The 3,598-nt window shown below is 64.1% G+C and carries 3 protein-coding genes and 1 pseudogene; 1 reads left to right on the forward strand and 3 read right to left on the reverse strand.

Annotated features, from left to right (window positions below; translation table 11 throughout):
• From SH809_17265 to SH809_17275, 3 genes and pseudogenes are all read right to left on the reverse strand, one after another.
• Positions 1–178, reverse strand: a pseudogene (locus SH809_17265) (IS4 family transposase).
• A gap of 411 nt (positions 179–589) precedes the next feature.
• Positions 590–1,852 carry a sensor histidine kinase gene (locus SH809_17270; GenBank protein MDZ4701466.1) on the reverse strand — a complete coding sequence of 421 codons (1,263 nt, stop codon included), beginning with the start codon at positions 1,850–1,852 and terminating at the stop codon, positions 590–592.
• A complete protein-coding gene (locus tag SH809_17275; protein MDZ4701467.1) occupies positions 1,777–2,721 on the reverse strand; it encodes a hypothetical protein in 945 nt (314 codons plus the stop codon). Before SH809_17275 ends, SH809_17270 begins: the two co-directional genes overlap by 76 nt.
• Positions 2,722–2,821: 100 nt before the next feature.
• Here SH809_17275 and SH809_17280 point away from each other — a divergent pair, with 100 nt between their 5' ends.
• Positions 2,822–3,460 carry a response regulator transcription factor gene (locus SH809_17280; protein ID MDZ4701468.1) on the forward strand — a complete coding sequence of 213 codons (639 nt, stop codon included), beginning with the start codon at positions 2,822–2,824 and terminating at the stop codon, positions 3,458–3,460.
• Positions 3,461–3,598 lie beyond the last annotated feature (138 nt).

Below are 3,598 nucleotides of genomic sequence, written 5' to 3' on the forward strand. Positions count from 1 at the left end.
CGGCGAGCTTGCGCCGGACGGCGGCGCGGTAAGCGTCGGGCTGGCGGTGGAGATATTGGTCGCCGTGGCCGCGCCGAATGGGGCGCATGTCTGCCATCCCAAAGTGATAGGCCCAGGCGCCGAGGGTGTGGAGGGCCTGCTTGAAGGAGACCTCGATCTTGAAGCGCAACGCATACAGCCGCGGATTGGGGAAAACCTCAGTCCTTGCCCTTTACCTTCTGGAGAAAAGGCCGCAGGGATTCAGCAGGCATCGGTCGAACTATTCGACCATGAGAATGATCGAAGGCGGCCCCCCCCAGAGGTGAGTCGACAACCATGGCCAATGGCCCTGAACCGAGAGTTGTAGACTGCAGCCACCGTGCGACGATTTATTTAAACGGAGGTAAAGGGTAAGGCCTGAGGTCTTCGGGTGGGTTCCATTACGCTACGCGGCCACCACAATCGGCTGGCGGGCGCTCGCCACCAGCCCACATCCATCACACTCGGGAAAGATTCTCCACCCCGGCCCCTTCATGGTGTCGATTGATGACCAGGGCGGTTTGGGCCGAACTGGTCATCTGAACCGAAGCCTTTGCCGCAGGCGTCACGCTTACGACGGCGACACCGACGCAATGATGGTCGTCCCTTGATCCGGCGAACTCCTGATTTCTAATTTTCCTCCGAGTCGCTTGATGCGTTCCCGCATCCCCTGCAGTCCGAAATGGCCGTCCTTTGGTCCGTTGGCCTGCGCCGGATCGAAGCCCCGGCCGTCGTCCCGGATGCTTAGCTCCACGTCGGCGGGCGAAAACTTCAGGCTGAGCTCGATCTGGCTCGGGTGCGCGTGCTTCAGGGCGTTGGTGATGCCCTCCTGGGCGAGGAGCAACAGATTGCCCGATACGATGTCGGGCAGCGGGCTCTCCTCGCCCCGAACGTCGACCAGAATGCGGACGGTCTGCCCCGCGCTGCGATCGGCCGCAACCTCCCGCAGCGCTTCCGCCAGCGTATGTTGCTCCAGCGGCACGGCCCGGAGGTTCCAGATGCTGCGCCGCAAGTCCTCCCGGCTCCGATCGAGCAACTGTCGGGCGATGGTCATGTGCTGCCGGCTGCGTTCGGGCGCCTTGTGATGCAGCGCCAGGGTGGCTTCCAGCTGAAAGGCCAGGCCGGTCAGCGATTGTTCGGTCGTGTCGTGCAGGTCGGCCGCCAGGCGGTTGCGCTCCCGGAGAGTCGTTTCAAACTCGACGGCGGCGTCACGACCGGCCCGCATTTCCTCGCTGAGTTGAGCGCTGCGCAACGCCACGCGACGGCGCAAAAGCGCGACCCAGGCGATGGCCAGGAGCAGCACCAGAGCGGTGATCCCGAGCGCTGCGGTCAGCCGCTCCGGCGTCCACCAGGACGCCGCGACCACCACCCGCACATCGTCGGGCCCGCGCAGGAGGAGTTTCATCGCCACCGGCACCGGCCAGTCATTGACCGGCCGCGAAAGACTGTAGGTCAGCGAACAAATGCCGCTCACGAGCAGTTCGCTGCCGGGTCTCAACGCGGCGAGAAAAGCGCTGTCCTGTTGGGTGGTGAACTCGGCCGGAACGAGAATTCCCTCACATTCCAGATTCAACCGCAAAGGGGTGCCCGGCTTGTTGTCCACGCTGACGAGACGCCCGGTCAGGGCGACCAGCAAATCATCGTAGTCCTCCGGAAACGCGTACATCGCTCGCGGCTCCCGGACAAAGGCCTGCTCCAGCGAAACAAGTTTTGGCACCGGTGGCGTCTGGCGACCGACGCGACGAAAAACCGCCTCGTTCATCTCCGCCCGGTGGTGCTCCATCTGAAAAAAGCCCGCCACTTCAACCACCTCGCCGGGCTCCAGCCCCTCCATCTGCCGCGTGTTAATCCGTAAGGCATGCTGCTGCTCCTGGATGAAAAAAAATGCCCCGGCTTGCTCAGCGTCACCGTGCCCCGTACCCGGCGACGGTGGATCTCCATCCCCCGCGAGGAGAATCCCATCGCCTCGCCCAACGCGATGATCGGGACGGAGAACGGATCGCCACCGGCCTGCCGGAGTATCTTCAGGTCGCCCGGATTGTTGGCAAAGATGCGCGCGCCCAGAAATTCGCGGCGCGAATTGAAGAACGAAATGAAAACGCCCGTCACTGAGACCTCCGCGTCCACCAGGCTGGCCACCGGCTGCGTGAACGGGTGATAGAGCAAAAAATTAAAGTGCCCCGTGGCGGTCGAAATTCGGAGGTTGAGGCTGGGTTGGCCCGCCTTCGACACCCTCTCCGCCGACTGCACCACTCCCCACAGGGTCGCGCGCTGACAGTCGTGCAGGCCGGACTCCAGACCGAGGCGATCAATCTGGCGGCTCTCGGGCAACGGTGCCCGGCCGAGAATTTGCACGTCGCTAAACGCAATCGTCGGGGCGAAGTGTCCGGCGTGAGTACGGCCGACGACTTCCACCAGATCGCCAACCTGCACCTTCAACTGCAGGGCCGGCCCGGCGGACGCGGGCGGCGGTCCAACCCAGATTCCGGTACCGTCATCCACCGTAAAGCTGGCCGGCGAATCCAACGGCAGCATCGTCACCACGCCACGTACCCGCACCGGAATCCCCTGCATCGCCCGCTCGCGCGGGAGCGCCCGGATCTCCGCACAGCGGGTGAGGATTTCTGCCTCGGATTCCTGCCCGATCGCACGGAAAAATCCGAAAAAGCAGAAGGCAAAAATGACGGCGGATACGCGACGCACGCCGTGATTTCGCAGACCGGATGGAACGGTGCAAGCGCATGGAAATCGCTCATTCGGGCGATTGCGTTCGATTCCGCCAAACTGGCATACTCGGCGGAGCATGGCCCCTGTCCCCGCGATCCGGATCCTCCTCGTCGACGATCACTCCGTGGTGCGCATGGGGCTCGCCGCCGTCCTGACGCTGGAGGAGGACCTCACGGTCGTGGCCGAAGCGGAAGACGGCGCACAGGCCCTCGAAAAATTTCAGGCCTCGCATCCCGATGTTGTGTTGATGGACATCCGGATGCCGGGAGTCGGCGGGCTTGAGGCGCTTCGGCTCCTCCGCGCGTCGTGGCCCAAAGCCCGGGTGTTGATGCTCACCACCTCCGAGTTGGATGAAGACATCCATCGCGCCATGGATGCCGGCGCCGCCGGGTACCTGCAGAAAAACGTGACCCGCGAGGAACTGGTGCGCGCGATCCACCAGGTGCACACCGGCGGCCGCTACATGCCTGAGGCAACCGAGCGCCGACTGCGCCAGCTGGCGGGCCGGAAGCAGCTTTCCCATCGGGAAATCGAAGTGCTGGACGGCATGCGCCGCGGACTTTCCAACCGCGATATCGCCGTCGCCCTCACCATCAGTGAACATACGGTGAAGACCCACGTGAAGGCGGTCCTGCAAAAACTCGAGTCCGCTGACCGGGCCGAAGCCGTGGCGCGCGGCTTCGAACAGGGGCTCCTGCGGGTGGGCGAAGGCTGACGTCAGCCGACCCCAGCACGTTCGTATCGCTCGTTCGGGCGATAGCGATCCTCACGAGAAACCGGCTAGAGTCTCCCGTTCTCTCAAGCGACCCGGCTCCACGCCTGTTAGTCGAGCCTCCCCTCCCCACTCCCACAC

The sequence above is a fragment of the Rhodothermales bacterium genome, assembly GCA_034439735.1.
Classification (GTDB): Bacteria; Bacteroidota; Rhodothermia; order Rhodothermales; family JAHQVL01; genus JAWKNW01.

Coding starts and splice junctions, on each gene's coding strand:
- SH809_17270 (MDZ4701466.1), bottom strand. CDS start 1,852: ATGGAGGGGCTGGAGCCCGGCGAGGTGGTTGAAGTGGCGGGCTTTTTT.
- SH809_17280 (MDZ4701468.1), top strand. CDS start 2,822: ATGGCCCCTGTCCCCGCGATCCGGATCCTCCTCGTCGACGATCACTCC.